The organism is Rhodopirellula islandica (genome assembly GCF_001027925.1).
GTDB classification, from domain to species: Bacteria; Planctomycetota; Planctomycetia; order Pirellulales; family Pirellulaceae; genus Rhodopirellula; species Rhodopirellula islandica.
The window spans coordinates 39,399-56,693 of record NZ_LECT01000038.1 but is presented as its reverse complement, the minus strand read 5'-3'; the positions used below and the strand labels follow the sequence as shown (position 1 = coordinate 56,693).

Here is a 17,295-nt window from a genome sequence, read left to right as displayed (position 1 = left end):
TTTGGACGATCGCCCCGGTTGTGCGTGAGAAACGTGGCTATCGCCAAACGGATCACCTCGCCGAAGACACCTGCGTACTCGCTCAGAATTCGTAACCATAAATATCCCATCCCGTGTTCTCGTCGAACATCAAGCCATACTGATAGTAGAGGGTCGTGTGAGCAATGCCCATTTTGTAGCCAAGCTTGCCCATGTTTAGGAAAATGGTTCCCCAGCCGACACCACTGACAAGTTGAGCGGTGAGGATGCCGGTTTGAATTGCCACTTCCAGATCGATCGGGCCATCCATCAGGTGCCGTTCACCGATGGCATTTTGCAGTGGTGTGTTGTCTTGAACGAAACTCAAGAGGTCAAAGTCCAGGTAATAGGCTTGTATCAAACCCGCACCGTTTGCATGGTATCTGCCAAGTGAACCTGGGACGATTTCCTGTCGTGGATTGAGTAATTCGCCTTCGTTGTTTCGTGCCAATAACGTTTCTTCAAGCAATCCGGCCGCGTTAAAGGTGTCGGCAGGAAGTGCCGCGACCACAGAAGCGGCACTCGCAAGCCCGCCACCCAACGAGTGGCCCGTGGTGATGGTGTTTTGCTCCATTCTCTCGTTTCTTCCGATTGCGTCTGCGATTTCGATGGCGGCAGTGTATTGACGAGAATGCTGACCGAGTCCTTGCCAAATGTCATCAATGATGTCGTAGGCGTCGTTCGTGCCGGCAAATGCCAAGACGTACTGAAGCGTTATATGATTCAAGTAGACCTCGGCTTGGAAGCCAGGGATGCCGGAAGAATCACCAATCTTGGCGACAATCGCACCCGGCAATCCCATCTCGATCAGTTCCGCCGCTGACAACTTCTTCAACGCGAAGCGACCCCCATCCGACCCGTAAACCGCTTCTGATGCCATTGCACTTTGCAATGCTCGAGTGCTTTGCAGATGGGGGTAGAACGAGTCCGGTTCGACGAGCATGTACTTCACTTCGTCGGAGACGTCCACGCCCTGCAGTCCAGCCATCACGACATTGATGCGGTCGTCGGGTTTGCCTCCTTCATCAACTCCTTTTTTCACTTGATGACGGTCGAACGGATTGATGGCCTCGATGAATACTGTGAAGGCACCGGTTGCGGGGTTGTAGCCCAGGTCGGCCAACGTCAATTCATCATTGTCATAGATGCGATTCCCTCCATCCGCGATCGCACCTGGGGTTCGGTTCGGGGCACCTTTCCTGGCGTTCCATAGATGCATTTCTCCCGATTGACCAATGGCCCCAAATTCGATCGTCGCTTTCAAGGCCGGTTCGTTGACATCCAGTCCCGCCGGCAATCGGACACGCACGGGGGTGTAATCCGATGCCGTCGGGAACACCAATTTCCCCAGTCCAAACTCATTGGCTTCCAGGTATTCTTCCGTTTCACTGTTGTCCGGCAGATCCAGTCCGTTGTTGTTATCGCTGTCAATATCGACATCGATGCCCCACACAATCAAGTCATTGTGCCCCAGTACGATGCTGGTGGGAGTCCATGCTGGACGAGGGTTTTGCTCTCGTTCAGCGAACGTTTGTTCGAACGCTCGCCACGCCATTGTGAGTCGAGTTTCGCCTACGCCGAGGCCTTCGACGAACACCGAACTTCGTCCGTCGTAGGGAATCCCTGCTCCGATGTCCAAGGGCGTGTCCTCATCCCGGTTGGGAAGGATGCGGTTATCCTTGTCGCGGGTATCCCACAGTCGGATGCGGTTCTCGTCGTAGTGCAGAACCAGTTCCCCTGTGGCCGGTTCGGTGAAACTGCCCGTTAAGCCATCGAGAGACAGGAAAATCAGGTCATCGTCGGAGAAGCCACTGTCCAGCAAGTCATCGACTTCGTTTTGATTGTCGTCATCGTTGTTTCGCAATAGATCATCGGCTTGAATGATGTATTGGGCGGTTCCCAAGTCATCATCAAACAAGTTGATCGTGGCTGGTAGCAGGTCTCCTTCATTGCCCGACAGCACACGTTCGAGAGAGACAGATTTGTGGTGGGTGGGAACGTAGTCGTTCGCCGTCTCATCGACTTGATCCCACGCCTCTGTGGTGACGCCATCGGCCCAGTGCACGATGGCGCGATGCGAGTCAAAAACGCCTTCGTCGAAGACGCTGATTTGCAGCCTGGCGATCGATTTTCCCGAATCATTGACGCCATAGTTGACACTTGGGCGACCGGAAAACTGCGGGGCGATGTTCAGTACGGGAGCAGAGGAGTTCTGAACCCTCTCGAGTTCCATTTCGATTTTGATTTCATCCTCGGGTTGCCCATTTCCTGGTGATGGGCCGTCGTCCGGCACCGGGAACGAAACGTAAAAGCCAGTGTAGTAGTCGTAGGATTCGGTGGGGTCCCGAATCCAACCGGGCCCGTAATTCCTGACTTGAACGATTTCGTTTTCGTCGAAGGCACCGTCTGCATTTAGATCCGCTCGAATGGTCAGTGTTGGGGCGGTGCCAGGAAACGGGTTTTGGTAGTCGTCAATCGGACCATCAATATGGCCTCCGATTTCAAGCCACTGTCCTTCACGAACTGAGTGAATTGTCGGATTTTCCGAAGTCATGTCTCCGCCGAAGACTCCGATTCGTGTTGCCACAACCTCGTAAGTCTCGGGTTGGTCGGGATGCTCGTTTGGGTCAGGGTTGCTGCCACCGGACGAATCTGTGCCATCCGACCCTGACGGGTCGGATGGCGGATTGGGTGCGGGCAGCGGGGGATTCGGATCGGAAGGTGATTGCGGACCTCCGCTGGTCGGTCCGTTGCCGGTTCCGTCTGACTCGTCCGGTTTATCGGTTTCCCCGGTTCCACTTGTTCCGGATGGACCGTCTCCGGTCACACCGCCACCGCCTGTCTCACCACCCCCCGTCCCACCATCGCCGGTGTTTCCACCCGTCGGATCGCCCCAAGGGTTGCTGCCTGAATCCGTGCTAGACGGGCTTTCATCTTCACCGTCGCCGTCGCTCGGTTGCGATCCATCACCGCCATTGGAACCGCCGCCAGATCCCCAGGGGTGGTCGGGCCCCCAAGGATTCGTTGAACCTCCTGATGAACTGTTGTCAGAAGGACTGGTGCCACCATCGGTTGGCGAGCAGCGTTCGTAAAAGCAGTGGTTGCTTGTCGTCCCGTGACTGGATCCGTATGGATCGTTCGAAGAGGAACCGTCGCCCGTTTGCCCTTCATTGTGGTCTGCGGCACATCGAACGTTGTAGTCGCATGTGCCTGATGTGTTTGACCAAGGAACCGCATCTTCGCTCCAAACAGCATCCCCACCCGAATACGGGTCGATTCGTTCATACGATGGGATATTGACGGACAGATGCTGGATCACAACCTCCCAATCCGACTGGTCAACTTGCGAATCTTGATCCAAGTCGTACTCCATCGGACGGGCTTCGGACGGAAGCTGGGTCAAAGCATTAGCGATCAACAAGCTATCAAGCGTTGTCAGTGATCCATCGCCGTTGACATCTCCGACAACGACGTTGCCAGACATGCCGGCGTCGTTCGCCGCAAACTGCTCGCCCTCATCGTTTTCGCTCTCACCAGGTGAAGCGATTTCGGCGGGCACGGTCGCACCAGCGGTGTACTGCATTGCGGCAGCGGAGTCCCCTGCCAGCATTTCTCGCGGCTGAAGCGTTTCCATCCGGAGGGAACGTTGATTGGGAATCAAGTCTCGATTGCCGCTTCGTTCAGCGGTGGCGGACGCGGTCAGGTTTCGGAGAGAAACTGCAACCCGCTTCCAGCCGGTTTGACCTGAGGACCATCGAGAGTGACTGTCGGCATTCATGTCATTTCCACTTGCGAGTAAGATTCTCAGGGAACGCATGTCTCCGCTCATTCGAACGGCGGTCTACCCACTGTAGGGGGCTCAAGGGGGCCCGTTAAGTATTTTTGGGCAGGCGGTTCGTTCTGATCGAGGTGATCTCGGGCGTTCGATGGCCGCCGAAGGGGCCGTTGAACTGGAGCGGCATCGATCTCTGCAGTCGCAGTTTCCTGGCGACTAAATGGTGTTGGAGATCGACCTTGGTTTTCGAGTCCACGAAGAGCGAGAGCAGGATGGTGCCAGCCATCAGCAGGGAGCGATCGCCGGCCATGTGAACAGCAGCGTCACAACGAGGATCAACACGTTTCCGCGGTGAGGCTCTACGACCCCTTTGGGGGCAAAACTTTCTAGGGGCTTCCTCCACGAGCGAGCGATGCTGGCCCCGTCCGGGGCGGATTTACAGGAGTGGCTCCGGAGGAGTCCGCGTTGGTAGCTCGGGGTGCAAGTCCCGAGAATGCTTTTTCGTCCCCCATAGATCATCTGTTTGCCTCGCATCGTGCCGCTTTCAGAATTGAACGTGGCTACCCCAACTAAAGCAGAGATCTGTTGTCGATTCAGATCACTAAGCTCGGGCAACTCGGCGATCAGGGGTGTTGAGGTCACTTCACCAATGCCCGGAGCGGTCTCGAGTAATTCCGCTCGGCCTCTCCATTGGTCGTCGGATTGAACGAGCTTGCGAATCTCCTCATCGATCCGGCGAATATCTTTGCGAAGGTGATCCAGCGTGCGAACGATGCTTTTGGCAACGGCCTTGGAATCAGCCTGTTGCTGACGGTTCTTTTCTGAAGTGCGCAACCCAATGAGCTGTCGACGTCGAGCGACCAACTGATCGAGTTCGCCCTGTTTTTCGTGGGTTTTCACGTAAGCACGTGGACGCACTTGCTGGCCAAATCTCGCAATGACTCTGGCATCGATTTTGTCCGTCTTGGCGAGAATCCCCAGGGTTTTGGCGAAGTCTCGAACTTGCCTTGGGTTGACGACGCTGACGATGTGTCCCGCCTCCACCAATTCGATGACCAGCTTTTTTTGTAGCCTCCGGTGGCCTCAACGACGACGATCGCCGACTTTGGCCTCGGCAGCTCTTTGATCATCGCTTAGATAGCGGAAGGCTCGTTGGCAACTTTGAGGACCGGGCCATCGATTGCTTTGGCAATGTCGAGCTTGGCTTTGGCAACGTCGATTCCGATGAAGTGTTCAAAGTTTATTTTAGAAGTATCCCTTCCTTGCATATGCGAGCTCGTCGCCTTCGGGGGCCGACGGCTCTGGCGGCTGTTCGGGCTTGTATCTAAAGGCCGACGACGATCCCGCTCTCCCGCGTTCTCGCTTGCCGCGGAACAGAGGGCTATCGATCTGTCGCCGACCGCCAGTGTTTTGGCCTCTTCGCTACGCTCCGAGGCCAGAACACTGGCATTATTTATTTGACCGGTAGATGAAGCGTCTGCAACCATACAAGGGCAGGACGCGCCACCTCCCATGCCCGGCCCTCACCCTCGCGGACACCTGAACGGCGTCGCTCGAGCTCTCCCCAAGCTGCGTTTCAGGAGAGGCGTGACAGGTGGAAATCCGCCGAACCGGAGCCCCACCACAGGCTCACTGAAAATCGGGGTGCGTCGCTTCCAGGATTTCCAGAATCTCCTGTCGCATCGTGCTGGTCAGATGCTGGTAGGCCTCAGACTGGTCCTCGCCGTGCAGGATCCGCCTGAGCTTCTCCAGCACGCGTGAACGCACCTCAACAGGCAACGCCGCGAAGGAATCGGAGTAAATCAGATAGCTGCACGGGTAGCGAAACAGCCGCGTTTCCAAATCGAAATCTCGCAGCGACCGCTGTTCTGAATCACGCGGGCCCAGCGAAGCGAATTCTTTGGCAAAGGTTGTCGTCCCAGCGACCGAATCCGTCAGCTGGAACTCGTCGCACATCAACAAGTACTTCAACACCCGGTCCGCGGACGACTCAATCCGCCGCGTGGCGCTCTCGCTGATGAAATCGGGCTCTCGCTCGAGCAGTTCGTTCATTTGATAGGACTGGTGAAGCGCCTGCCGGGTTTCGAAATTGGCCGCCGTGATCGCGTTGTGCATCTGCGTTTGATGCTCCAACACCATCAACGCCACAATGTCGCTGTGCGGCGTCAGATAAGATTCCGTCCGAAAGTAGGATTCCAAATCGTCTTGATTCGCACCGCTTTCGCGATCAAGCAGGTGAGCTTCATCTGTGCAAATCACGTTGCCCATGTGACGCATCGAACCATGGGTCCCGGTGACGTACCAACCGCCCCAGCGATCTTCAAAAGGACTGCTGTGATCGGTGGTGAATGTCCCACTGCCCAATTTGGGACGACCAGCGGCATCCGCGAAGACACTGCGGACCAGAAACCCAGGCACATTCTGTGTTCGCGACGAAGCATGGCACGACAAACACCCCCCTCGGTCTCGCACGAACTCGGGCTCTTTCTTGACCGACTGAGACAGCGTGTAAAAGATTGCGCCCTGCTTCGCATCCGTGGAAGCGAATTCCAAAACATCGCCATGCTGGCAATAACCGACGTAGACATCGTCATTGAAATACAACGCTCGGGGCCGTCGCGGTGAGATCCGGTGCAGTTGCAAACTGGTCTTCGAAAACACCAGCGTTTGCGAACTGAGCGGCACGTCCAAGGCGTCCAGCACCGATGGCAAATAGCCGAACTTTGGATCGCTCTGGAGCGCCACTTCGCCCGCCTCAATCCGTTTTGCCAGCTTGGCAACCGGATCGTTCACCTCCGCGTTCAGGTAATCAATCGGCGGCCGCTCAAAATCAGGCTGCCCCCAGGCGGGGGCTGCCATCCAGGCAAACAAACACAGCAGTCCGCCGCAAACCAATCGCTGGCTTCCGGCAGAAAGGCGAAGATGGTGGCCCGGCTGAGCGGCACCTTTGAAATGAAGCGATACCATTCAAGATTGCTCGTAAGTGGGTTCCAGCTTAAACTCTCATTCGTACACCTGACTGTACAGAATCCATATCTGCATTTCAACATGCAGATTTCAAAATCACATCAAACAAACATGCTTTCCAAAACTGCCGAATACGCCCTTCGCGCCATCGCCTGCATGGGCAGCCAGATCGGGAAACCCGCCTCCGCGGACCACCTTGCCGAACAAACCAAGGTCCCTCGGCGATACCTCACGCGAGTGCTGCAAGATTTGGCAGCCGCCGGATTGGTCCGTTCCCGCCCGGGCCCCGGCGGTGGATACGAACTGTGTGTGCCGACGGACACGCTCACCATCCTCGACGTTATCAACACAGTCGCTCCGCTTCAACGCATTCGAAAGTGCCCACTTGGATTGAAATCGCACACCGAACTTTGTCCGCTGCACGCGGAACTGGATCGCGCCTACGCGGCCACCGAGGAGGCCTTCCGAGGAGTCACGATCGACGACTTGGTCAACTCAGCCAGCCCGATCATGCCGCTTTGCGAAAGCTGACCCCGACTAGAATCCCGGCGTTGCCCGCGAAGGTTTTAGAAACGCAACGCTGCCCAGAGGCTTCAAATCCGAAGCTGATTTTCGAAACGCCGCCTGCGTGTTGAACAACCATAGAATTCGCGTCTGCCGATTGCGGGGAAGCCTGGGGGAGGGCGAATCGCCATCGGTGAACACGACCACGCCATCATAGCCACGCTGCTCGTCGATGAACTGGGTCACACAGCTGAGGTGGGTGCCACCTCGACCGGTCACGCTGACATCGCGCCGCGCCGATCGAAACGTCAACGGTTCGCAGCGGACCTCGGTGTCAAACCAGATGACGTCGATGGAGCGGATGCCGTACTGAAAGAACCGATTGATGATCGAAAAACCGTTCTGCAGATCACGGTGGCCCATCGACCCCGACACATCCACGGCGAACAGCAACCGTGTGGTGAAGTCGTACCGGCTTCCCATTTGGGCAAATCCATAACGACGACTCGGTCGCATGCGAGTCAGTCGCCGATCGACCGACAGAACACTTTGCCGAAACTGACGCAAGATCGATCGGTAATCCAGCGGCGGGCGAAGCGTCGCAAGCAATCGCTCTTGCGCATGCCCAGGCAAGGTCCCCCAACCTCCGTTCTCAGCGGCATCCGCGACGGCAGACTTGATCTCTTCGTGAAGCAGATCATCCGCGTCCCACTGATCCGCATTCTCAGCACCGGTTTGGTGGGGGTCGACGTAGGACTCCAAGTCGCTAGCCGCCGTGGAATCCGGGGCCTCGTCCGAGCGAGGCGAATCGAGGGAGGGCTCTTCGGACTCCATCAGGGACTCCTCCTCGCTCCCTTCCTGATCCGACGACTTTTCACTTGAGTCAGTCTCTTGTTCGGCGGCCACGTCACTCCCGGCTTCGCCAGGTTCACTCCCGTTCTCGTTGGGATTCTCATCGGCATCCTCCACGCCCTCGCCGGGCAATGCCCCCTCCGAATCATCGGGCTTAGGATCGTCCTCTTCGGACTCATTGGCCTGGTCGCCTTCCCGCTCTGCGAGCTGTCGATAGTAGTACTCAAAGTACTGATGGTCGTGCGTCTCACTGCCCAACACCTCGCGTGGACGCGGCATAGGAAGCTTGCTTCGCAGGCACTCTTGCACCGTCAAATTGCTGGCCGAATACGACAGCTCGGTCTTGGGTTGCCGCCTGGCGTACGGATGCCCCAACAGGATTCGCATCGCTTCAAACCGCAGCACGTCCGCCAACTCGTCTCGCTTGAGCGACGAAATGAACGCGGGATTGAATTCAACGCGACCATGAGCGACTCGAAGCGTTGCGATCTCTGGCACGGGCACCACCTCGTGCAACGTCCAGGCCACAAACAACAACGGATCAACGAGGTACCAACTTTCGACAACGCGAGTGATTCGCTCTCGCGCCTTCGCATCTCGTTTCGAATCCGATCCGCCGGAGGCTGCTGTGTTGTTCACGGAAGCCATGTCGCTCACTGAATTCGGATCCCCTCGACATACTGGGTCAACAAAGTTGTCAGCTCCATCGACTCCGCAAAGAACTCCATCGCAGGCTCGTACTTCGGTTGATCAGTCATCGAAACCAAGTGAGCGACTGCTTCATCCAGCTTCCGTTTACGAAGCAGCTTCAGGTAGCCCAGCATGCCCTTGAGAGCTTTGGTTCGATCCACCTCGCTGTACGGATCGCCCACCAAGTGAACCAGCAACTGCTCGTTCAACATCAACAGCTCTCCCAAAGCCATCTTCTCGATCGCTTTGCGGTGCTTGGTGAACTGCAACAACACTTGATCCGGTGTCACCGGCAACCGCGATGCGAGGCTTCTTCGGAACGCCATCGCGGCGGGTGACCCCACGACGCCGGCGATCAGCTTGACGTGCACCGGTTCGATCGTATCGACGCCGCATAGAATCGCGGATACGCGAGCCCAACCGCGGCGGTCGGGTGTTTTGACCAGCCCCGACATCGAATCCACGTCTTGGGCGGCGGGTGCGATCCCTTCACCGTCCAAGTACTGAGGCTGCTGTTGCACAAACCCGGTGACACGACCATCGACCTTGTGTTGGTCCGCCCACAGCAACCAATCGTCCACCGTCGGCGCGAACTGGTACAGATTGAAACGCGAAACGAGTGCGGGATCCAAATCGGTGAGCTGGTATTCATCGCCTTCGTTGACCGCTGAGATGATCACGCTGCCGGCCGGCAACCGCTTGCCCGCCAGGGTTTTGTTCAGCGCCAACTCCATCACGGATTGCAGGATTTCCGGCCGAGCCCGATTGAGTTCGTCCAAGAACAGCACGACCGGTTCATCATCAACCGGCCACCAAAACGGAGGCAAAAACTCACTCCGGCCAGTCGTTTCATCTTTGTGCAGCAAACCAATCAGATCGCCGGGATCGCTCATTTGCCCCAGGAAAAACGGCACGACTTTCATCCCTCGCGACAAAAAATGTTCCGCGATGATCTGTGATTTCCCGATCCCGTGCTTCCCGACCAACATGATGTTTTGGTCCGGCGGAGTGATTTCGAGCAACTGAATCAACTCGTGAACATCAACTCGAACAGCCAAGGGAATGTCTCAATCAAAGTGGGAATCAAAAGGAAAAGCCAATCCGAAAAGGGGTCAGCCCCTTTTCAGCTGGGCTCGAAAATCAGTCTTCGTACCGAACCCATTCCGTTCGCCAATCGGCCTGCATGAATCCGATCATCTTGAATCGCAACCCGTCCTCGTACAGCGACCGGAGTGTGCGGATGGTTTCTTGCAGTTGAGGCAGGACCTTTTCGAATCGCGTGAACGGGATGTGGATCTCGATCATGTGCTGGCTCGACAACTTCACAAACAGACGCAGTTTCTGCGTGTCCATGCTGGTCGCGAAGTCAAATTGTTCTTCCTTGGCCAGTGCCTTGACCCGAGCGACGATCGCTTTGGACTTCATCGTGCGGACTTTTGCCCGCTTGGCTTCCCCTGCATGACGCTTGATGTATCGACGAAGCACCTCCGCCACCAAGCTCTCCAGCTCGTCAAAATCACTGATCAATCCGGTGACTTCGCGATTGAACTTCCCAAACGCGCACACCAATTCACCTTCGTCGTTGCGTTCCAAACGCAGCTCATCAGACCGGTAATAGGTCTGCGACGCATTCGGATCAGGAATGGTGAACCGCACCCAGGTCGGCGACCGCGAATCGCGATCGCCGGGATGAGTGGTCAGCCTCACACCCTCGATCTTTCCCAGCTTGGCCCGCCAGGCCTTGATCAGAGCCGCACGTTGCCCTGGATCGATCCAAATCGGTGAATCACCTGAGAAGTGCTCCCGAAAGAGCTTTCGCACCGAGGGCAGGGGCAACTTCACTTCAACGTCAACTCAACGGGGCAGTGGTCCGAACCAAGGATCTCGCATCGGATTCGTGCATCGGCAACGTGATCCCAGAACTTCTTGGCGACCCAGAAGTAATCCAAACGCCAGCCAATGTTCCGGGCTCGAGCATCGCTGCGATACGTCCACCAAGAATAGTGCCCTGGGCCATCGTGGAATTGTCGGAATGAGTCAACAAACCCCGCCGCAGTGACCGCGTCCAATCCCGCTCGCTCTTGATCGCTGAAGCCCGCGTTTTTTCGATTGGACTTGGGGTTCGCCAAATCGATTTCCTGGTGGGCGCAGTTGACGTCCCCGCAGAACAAAACCGGTTTGCGACGATTCAGTTTCTTAACGTAGTCCAGAAAGGCTTCGTCCCACTGCATCCGGTACTCCAATCGAGCCAGGCCTCGCTGGGAGTTCGGCGTGTAGACATTGACCAAGTGAAAGTCATCGAACGTCGTTGTCAGCACGCGGCCTTCGTTGTCATGCTCCTCGAGGTCCAACCCCTTGGTGACGCTGGATGGCTGCACGCGACTCCAGGTCGAAACACCGGAGTAACCTTTCTTCGTCGCCGTGTTCCAAAACTGGTGGTACCCCAGCTCATCCGCCCATGACAAATCGACTTGTTCGGGTTCCGCCTTCGTCTCTTGCAGACACAGCACATCGGGCAGTTCGCTCTCGACAAATTCGCGAAAACCCTTGTTCATTGAGGCACGGATGCCGTTGACGTTCCATGAGATCAGTTTCAACGTTTCGATCAACCTTGATTTTGAAACACAACTTCTTCGTAGGGTTGAACCACCACAAAGCCATGTCCCTGGAAAAGAAACTGCAACGATTCACCTGAACCGCGACCGAGCATGGTTTTGAACTGCACGTCGGTTTTGAGTTGAGGTTCGAGCTGCCCGGACCACAGCACGGTTGCATTCGGGTCCGTCACGACGGGCTGATGAGGTGTGACCGGCAATGTGATCGGATCGTAGTGGCTGGTAATCGCCACCATGCCCGTGCCTTCCAGGCGGATATTGAACAACCCGCCGGCCAACATCGCGGTCATCTTCTTCATCATTTTGATGTTGTAGTTCAATGACATTTCGAACGCGAGGAGGTCGTTTCCGTTGACACAAATCGCTTCGTTTTGCAGCTCAAGAATCGTGATCTTCTTGCCGGCGTCGGCGCAGAAAACAGATCCCTTGCCGCTGACTTTGGTGAGCGCGGTGCCTTCGCCGGAGACGGCCTTCTTCAGCAAATTGCCCAAACCTTGCGACAGAATGCCTTCGCGTTCGAACTTCACATTGCCGGTGTAAGCGACCATCGACCCCATTTTTGTCCAGACCTCCCCATTGAGGTTGATGTCGAGCATGCGGTCCGACTCCAGCTCGAACAGCCCCTGGTTGAGGTCCTTGTCCCGGGTTTTCTCCAGGAAGCGTTCGAGGGAATAGCGTCTTTCACTCATCGCGAGATCCTTCAAGTCATCTTGATACAAAGGGCAAACGTCGGTGTGCACGCCACAAACGCCATTCAACGCACGAGGGAGGCACCCCACAGGAGGCAGTGTAGCGGTTCCTTTGAGATCGGATGAGCACCGAATGGGCCTCATTCGTGCGAGCGGGTTGCTGAGAGCGTAGAATCAACCTGCGAGGAATTTCGAACGAGACGCCTCCCACCCGCGCACCAAAGCATGAGACCTGTCCTAGTGAATGCATCTGGCTTCCTTGTTGACATCCAACGCGACGAACATCGCGTGCTCAGCCCGCGTTCTCAATCACGGGTCCGCGGCCCGGGTTGCGACCGCCAACAAGGCGCCTCCACGCTGGTGCTTTGCATTGTCATTGCCTGCACCCTGCTCGGGACGCTGGGCATGCCGACAACCGGTTTGGCAGCCAGCTACGACGAGGCGGTCCAACAATTTCGCAATGGCCAGTACGACGCTGCTGCGGCAACCGCCGCCTTCGAGGTCGAGCGAGGTGTCTGGAGCGAACGTTGGCCGCGGTTGTTGATCCAGTGCCAACTGACTCAGGGTAACCACGCCGACGCCCTGCACACTTATCGCGCTGCGCTGCAGCGATATCCGACCAGCATCGCGCTGCGGTACATGGGACTCGATGTGCTGCGTTTCAATGGCCTGCAAGATGAAGTCGGACAAGCAGAAGCGGACTTGTTCGCCCAAATGCAACGCGCCTTCGCGGGATACATCACCCGAGACAATCTGGTTGCCGCGGGGCGTTTCCTCACCGGTCGTGGCGAAGACGCACGCAAAGTCCTGGAGATGTTCTACGACCGGGTTCGAGAGCGTGATCCAGAGTACCTCGACGCCTACCTGGCCACAGCCGAACTGGCCATTCGAAAAGGCGATTTTCAAGTCGCCGCCGACACGCTTCAGCAAGCGTTGAAACTGGGGGAAGAGACGCCTGAACTGCACCATTTACTGGCCAAAGCATTGGAATCCAGCGATGGGCAGGCAGCTGCCGAACAGATCGCCACGGCGCTTCAAATCAACCCGCAACACCTGCCTTCGCTGCAGTGGTTAGCGGAACGAGCGATTGATCGAGAACGATACGACGATGCCAAAGACATCGCGAATCAGATGCTGCAAATCAACCTGCATGAACCGTCGGCATGGGCCTTGCTCGCCGTCATCGCTCACTTGAACGGCCAATACGATGTCGAAAAACTGATGCGTGCCGCCGCGCTCTCGACCTGGGAACAGAACCCCAACGTCGATCACTTGATCGGCAAGAAACTCTCTGAGAAGTATCGCTTTGCGGAAGGAGCGGAGTATCAGAATCTAGCCCTGAGCGCCGACCCACTGCACATCGCCGCCAGTTTTCAACTCGCCCAAGACATGCTGCGATTGGGCGAGGAAGAGATCGGCTGGGAAATCGCGGGTGAAGTCGCCAAGTCCGATCCCTACAACGTCGTGGCCTACAACTTGATGACGCTTCGCGACCGGACGTCGAAGTTTTCCGTGCTGAAACAAGACGGCATCCAAGTCCGCATGGACGCCAAAGAAGCCAAGCTTTACGGCGACGCCGTCCTGGAATTGCTTTTGGATGCCAAGCGTATCTTGTGCGAGAAGTACGACGTCATGCCGGACAAGCCGATCTTGGTGGAGATCTTCCCGCACCAAAATGACTTTGCCATTCGCACGTTTGGTTTGCCGGGCGGGGCAGGGTACTTGGGAGTTTGCTTCGGCCGAGTCATCACCGCCAACAGCCCCGCCTCGCAAGGCGAACGCCCCTCCAACTGGAAGAGTGTTTTGTGGCACGAGTTTTGTCACGTGGTCACGCTGGAAAAAACCAAGAACCGAATGCCGCGTTGGCTCAGCGAAGGCATCTCCGTTTACGAAGAACGCCAACGCAATCCTTCCTGGGGCGAAAAGATGTCGCCTCAGTATCGATCAATGCTGCTCTCCGATGAACTGACACCGGTCAGTGACCTGAGTGCCGCGTTTTTGTCGCCCCCCTCCGCGACAGCGCTGCAGTTTGCCTACTACGAATCGTCCTTGGTGATTGAATTCTTGATCGAACAACATGGCCAGGAGGCATTGCTGGCCGTGCTGGATGATTTGGCCGCGGGCATTCCGATCAACGACGCACTGACTCGGCACATGGGATCGCTGCAACGCTTGGACACGCAGTTCGATGCGTATGCCAAAGCACGAGCCAACCAGTTCGGGGCACTGGTCGACTGGTCGCGAGACACGCTGCCCGAAGACGGCGATTTGGCGACCTGGAAAGGATGGACTCGAGCCAACCCGACCAATTACTGGGGACTGAGAGAACTAGCAAAAAGCGCGATCGAGGCAGGGCAGTGGAAACAAGCACTCATCCCGCTTTCGCGGATGCAGCAATTGGGCGTGCTGACGGGCGAACGCGATGGCCCGCTGGAATGGCTGGCTCGCACCCACCGCGAATTGGGGCAGGACCGCCAAGAAATTCGTGCAATCCAAGACAATTTGGCACAATCCAGCGATGCTTTGCCGGCTTTGCGGCGTTGGATCAACATTGGCCAATCGGAAGAGCAATGGGAAAACGTTCTGGACGCTTCGCAGCAGGCGCTCGCGATCCAGCCCTTGTTGCCTGAATTTCACCTCGCATCCGCCGTCGCTGCCGAAAAGCTCGATCGCCATGATTTGGCGGTGGAGGCTTTGTCGGCGTTGCTGGAATTGGATCTGGTGGACCCGGCAGCGCTGCATTTTCGTCTGGCCAACGCGTACGACCACCAGAACGAGTCCTTCCCCGCGAAACACCATGCACTGATGGCGTTGGAATTGGCCCCCCGTTACCGCGACGCTCACCGCTTGCTTTGGAAACTGCATCATGCGGTCTCGCGTAGCGATCCGGCTGCGGCGGACCCAGCGGACGTGGAAAATCCTGAGGCCGTGAAGGTGCCCGCCATCGAAGAGGAGGAAGCGTTGTGACCCCTACCAATCTCAGCCCGCTGTCACCTCTCCCCCGATCATCGTCGGGGGAGAGGTCGGACGCGGCGTTCAGCCGTCGTCCGGGTGAGGGGGCCGATCCCATGGCGGTTCAATCCGCAATGCCACTCAACGCCCCAAGTCGCGCGGAGGCCCCGTCACCCGAGCAACGCCTGAAGGGCGTGCTCGACATCTCCTCCAATGAAATTGGGGGAGAGGTGACGACGCATTCCGAAGACGCTGCTCCTGGCTACGTCAAACAAATTCACCAGCCATCCACCCCTGCAACTTTCTCTCGCAAACCGTTTGGCCATCGTCGTTGGATCCTGGCTGCGTTGATCCTCTTGATGGGTGGGGCTGCGTTCGCGCAGCGTGGATTCTGGGGACGTCGCAACCGATCGCTTCCCTCTGATCGCAACGGGGTGCCAACCTGGGAAGTCGATTCACGATTCCCTCAAGACAGCTTCACGTTCGCTCGGATTGAATACGATTCCTACGGCGGTCGCGGTCGAGGCGGCGGAGGATGCTGGACCGACTATCCCGACAGCGATCTCAACTTCTCGCTGCGTCTGCAGCAACTCACATCTCTGAAGGTCAATCCCGATCCGGTGGTCATCCGCTTGACCGACGAGGAATTGTTTGACTACCCGTTCATCTACATCATCGAACCCGGCGGCCTCGTCTTTTCAGACGCGGAGGTGAAAGCTCTTCGCAAGTATTGCCTCAACGGCGGCTTCCTGATGGTGGATGACTTCTGGGGCGATTCCCAATACGAAAATCTGCGCAGCGAACTCAAACGCGTGTTCCCCGATCGGGATCCTTTTGAAGTCCCTTTGGAACACGAGATCTTTCACATCGTGTACGACCTCAAAGAAAAGCCGCAAGTCCCCGCGATCAACTCCGCCAGACGTGGCGCCGACGGCAGCGTGGGATCGTGGGAATGGTCGCGTGATGGAAGCGATACCAGTGTCCCTCACTACCGAGCCATCACCGACGACGAAGACCGCATCATGGTTTTCATTTGCCACAACACCGACCTGGGCGACGGCTGGGAACGGGAAGGCGAAGACCAATGGTACTTCGATGAGTTCTCCGTCAAGAAAGCCTATCCGATGGGAATCAACATCGTGACCTACGCGATGACCCACTGAGTCCCTCCTTGTCTCAACCACCGACGGTTCCGACGCTCCTCCAACCCGATTGCACTTCATGACAACGGATACCATGACCCACGAAGACGAAGCCCAAGTGGTGGAGCAAATTCGCGAAGGACGAGAGCGGATCGTCCAAGAGCTTTCCAAGGTCATCATTGGCCAAGAAGAAGTCATCGAGCAGCTCCTGATCTGCCTGTTCGCAGGCGGTCACTGCTTGATCACCGGAGCACCGGGGCTCGCGAAAACGTTGCTGGTCAGCAGCGTCGCGAAAATCTTTCACTTGAATTTCCAGCGGATTCAGTTCACGCCTGACTTGATGCCAGCGGACATCACCGGCACAGAAATCCTGGAACAGTCCGCCGACGGTCACCGCAAACTGCAATTCGTCAAAGGACCAATCTTCGCCAACGTGATCTTGGCGGACGAAATCAACCGGACGCCGCCCAAGACGCAGGCCGCGTTGCTCGAAGCGATGCAGGAACACCAAGTCACCGCGGGGGGCCAGCGATTTGAACTGGAGGAACCGTTCTTCGTGCTGGCAACCCAAAACCCGATTGAGATGGAGGGCACCTACCCGCTGCCCGAAGCCCAACTCGATCGCTTCCTGTTCAATGTGTTGATCGATTACTTGCCACCCAAAGATGAATTGGCGGTGGTCCTGCAAACGACATCGACCAAGCCCGAACCGATCCAGCCAATCTTCACCGGCGAAGACGTCGCCCGTTTTCATGCCGCGGTCCGACGCGTACCGATCGCGGAATCGATCGCCGCCTACGCCGTGCGTTTGGTCGCCGCGACACGGCCCGGACGAGACGGAACGCCTGACTTCGTCAACCAATACGCTTCTTGGGGCGCAGGCCTTCGAGCCGCTCAAACGTTGGTGCTCGGCGCCAAGGCAAGAGCACTTCTCAACGGCCACGCTCACGTCCGAACCGAAGACATCCAGGCTCTCGCCCACCCCACGCTTCGACACCGAGTCCTGCTGAGCTATCGAGCCGAGGCCGAAGGTTTCAATGTTGAAAACCTGGTCACACGACTTCTTCAAGAAATCCCCACGGAAGTCTGAA

13 protein-coding genes and 1 pseudogene are annotated in these 17,295 nt (G+C 57.0%); 5 read left to right on the top strand and 9 right to left on the bottom strand.

Annotation, left to right across the window (positions count from 1 at the left end):
* Positions 1-82 precede the first annotated feature (82 nt).
* Positions 83-3,796: a dockerin type I domain-containing protein gene (locus tag RISK_RS18355; RefSeq protein WP_047815784.1), complete on the bottom strand. Its 3,714-nt coding sequence runs from the start codon at positions 3,794-3,796 to the stop codon at positions 83-85.
* 282 nt (positions 3,797-4,078) lie between these two features.
* Positions 4,079-4,435, bottom strand: a complete 357-nt coding sequence (locus RISK_RS33110; protein ID WP_236696464.1) for a hypothetical protein — start codon at positions 4,433-4,435, stop codon at positions 4,079-4,081.
* 60 nt (positions 4,436-4,495) lie between these two features.
* Between RISK_RS33110 and RISK_RS33405 the strand changes: the two genes are divergently transcribed.
* Positions 4,496-4,618, top strand: coding sequence for a hypothetical protein (locus RISK_RS33405; protein WP_261340228.1), 123 nt, complete (start codon positions 4,496-4,498; stop codon positions 4,616-4,618).
* Between the two features lie 36 nt (positions 4,619-4,654).
* Here the strand turns inward: RISK_RS33405 and RISK_RS33105 are convergent.
* Both RISK_RS33105 and RISK_RS18340 read right to left on the bottom strand, forming a co-directional pair.
* A pseudogene (locus tag RISK_RS33105) lies at positions 4,655-4,837 on the bottom strand (IS110 family transposase); the annotation flags it as partial.
* Between the two features lie 585 nt (positions 4,838-5,422).
* Positions 5,423-6,760 (bottom strand): hypothetical protein, encoded by a 1,338-nt coding sequence (locus RISK_RS18340; protein WP_047815782.1) that lies wholly within the window; start codon positions 6,758-6,760, stop codon positions 5,423-5,425.
* Between the two features lie 111 nt (positions 6,761-6,871).
* Between RISK_RS18340 and RISK_RS18335 the strand changes: the two genes are divergently transcribed.
* Complete coding sequence (locus RISK_RS18335; RefSeq protein WP_047815934.1) at positions 6,872-7,291, top strand: RrF2 family transcriptional regulator; 420 nt, start codon at positions 6,872-6,874, stop codon at positions 7,289-7,291.
* A gap of 6 nt (positions 7,292-7,297) precedes the next feature.
* On the opposite strand, the gene RISK_RS18330 is transcribed toward RISK_RS18335, so the two are convergent.
* The 5 genes from RISK_RS18330 to RISK_RS18310 form a co-directional block, all read right to left on the bottom strand.
* Positions 7,298-8,755, bottom strand: a complete 1,458-nt coding sequence (locus RISK_RS18330) for a DUF2201 family putative metallopeptidase (RefSeq protein ID WP_047815933.1) — start codon at positions 8,753-8,755, stop codon at positions 7,298-7,300.
* 14 nt (positions 8,756-8,769) lie between these two features.
* Complete coding sequence (locus RISK_RS18325; protein WP_047815781.1) at positions 8,770-9,864, bottom strand: AAA family ATPase; 1,095 nt, start codon at positions 9,862-9,864, stop codon at positions 8,770-8,772.
* 82 nt (positions 9,865-9,946) lie between these two features.
* Complete coding sequence (locus RISK_RS18320) at positions 9,947-10,648, bottom strand: hypothetical protein (protein WP_047815780.1); 702 nt, start codon at positions 10,646-10,648, stop codon at positions 9,947-9,949.
* Positions 10,645-11,403 (bottom strand): exodeoxyribonuclease III, encoded by a 759-nt coding sequence (locus RISK_RS18315; protein WP_236696428.1) that lies wholly within the window; start codon positions 11,401-11,403, stop codon positions 10,645-10,647. The genes RISK_RS18320 and RISK_RS18315 overlap by 4 nt, the downstream gene beginning before the upstream one ends.
* Positions 11,404-11,411: 8 nt before the next feature.
* A complete protein-coding gene (locus RISK_RS18310) occupies positions 11,412-12,110 on the bottom strand; it encodes an AIM24 family protein (RefSeq protein WP_047815932.1) in 699 nt (232 codons plus the stop codon).
* Between the two features lie 225 nt (positions 12,111-12,335).
* Here RISK_RS18310 and RISK_RS18305 point away from each other — a divergent pair, with 225 nt between their 5' ends.
* The 3 genes from RISK_RS18305 (at position 12,336) to RISK_RS18295 (ending at position 17,294) form a co-directional block, all read left to right on the top strand.
* Positions 12,336-15,077, top strand: a complete 2,742-nt coding sequence (locus RISK_RS18305; protein ID WP_236696427.1) for a tetratricopeptide repeat protein — start codon at positions 12,336-12,338, stop codon at positions 15,075-15,077.
* Between the two features lie 101 nt (positions 15,078-15,178).
* Complete coding sequence (locus RISK_RS18300) at positions 15,179-16,225, top strand: DUF4159 domain-containing protein (protein WP_047815777.1); 1,047 nt, start codon at positions 15,179-15,181, stop codon at positions 16,223-16,225.
* A gap of 73 nt (positions 16,226-16,298) precedes the next feature.
* Positions 16,299-17,294, top strand: coding sequence for an AAA family ATPase (locus RISK_RS18295; RefSeq protein ID WP_047815776.1), 996 nt, complete (start codon positions 16,299-16,301; stop codon positions 17,292-17,294).
* Position 17,295: the final 1 nt, after the last annotated feature.

What these genes read in the sequence shown, in the direction of transcription:
- RISK_RS18355 (WP_047815784.1), bottom strand. Translation starts at nt 3,796, where the DNA reads ATGAATGCCGACAGTCACTCTCGATGGTCCTCAGGTCAAACCGGCTGG.
- RISK_RS18340 (WP_047815782.1), bottom strand. Translation starts at nt 6,760, where the DNA reads ATGGTATCGCTTCATTTCAAAGGTGCCGCTCAGCCGGGCCACCATCTT.
- RISK_RS18335 (WP_047815934.1), top strand. Translation starts at nt 6,872, where the DNA reads ATGCTTTCCAAAACTGCCGAATACGCCCTTCGCGCCATCGCCTGCATG.
- RISK_RS18310 (WP_047815932.1), bottom strand. Translation starts at nt 12,110, where the DNA reads ATGAGTGAAAGACGCTATTCCCTCGAACGCTTCCTGGAGAAAACCCGG.
- RISK_RS18305 (WP_236696427.1), top strand. Translation starts at nt 12,336, where the DNA reads ATGAGACCTGTCCTAGTGAATGCATCTGGCTTCCTTGTTGACATCCAA.
- RISK_RS18300 (WP_047815777.1), top strand. Translation starts at nt 15,179, where the DNA reads ATGGCGGTTCAATCCGCAATGCCACTCAACGCCCCAAGTCGCGCGGAG.
- RISK_RS18295 (WP_047815776.1), top strand. Translation starts at nt 16,299, where the DNA reads ATGACCCACGAAGACGAAGCCCAAGTGGTGGAGCAAATTCGCGAAGGA.